Origin of the sequence: Pseudomonas sp. FIP_A4 (assembly GCF_036701605.1) — a bacterium.
GTDB classification, from domain to species: Bacteria; Pseudomonadota; Gammaproteobacteria; order Pseudomonadales; family Pseudomonadaceae; genus Stutzerimonas; species Stutzerimonas phenolilytica.
Window position 1 is genome coordinate 1 of record NZ_JAYDXP010000013.1, and the last position, 462, is coordinate 462.

General features: G+C 63.9%; 1 protein-coding gene. It reads left to right on the top strand.

Features of this window, described 5'->3' with window-relative positions; genetic code table 11:
• Positions 1–270 (top strand): DUF1654 domain-containing protein (locus tag U8L64_RS00065; protein WP_442965254.1); only part of this gene is annotated, 270 nt, incomplete at its 5' end.
• Positions 271–462 lie beyond the last annotated feature (192 nt).

Genomic DNA, 462 nt, shown 5'->3' on the forward strand with positions numbered 1-462 from the left:
GTCCACCCCACTACCGGCGAGGTCTACGTGACCCTGACCAACAACGACGGGCGCGGCGACAAGCAACCCACCGACAAGGCCAATCCGCGTCCGCACAACCTGCACGGGCACGCCCAGCGCGAATGCCAAGCCAACCTAGCCACGCAGCAGGATGACCGGCCGGAAGACTGGGAGCGCCTGCTGGATGAAATCCAGCAAACGGACGGCTTCGCCATGACCAAGCGGTCAGATGGCAGCGTTCACGTCCGCTGGCGCACTGCTGCGCGCTAGTCCGAATCGTCGGCACTGTAACAACAGAAGTTCGCTCACCTAGCCAATGCGCTTATTCGTTGCCGCATGGACACGCTCAATCCGCTGACGCACAGCTCTCGCGTACCCCCTCACCCCGGGATCGCGACACTGGACACAGCACACCACAGCAGCACCCGCTGCCCGGTCTACTTGCACCCGCCAGCGGCATCT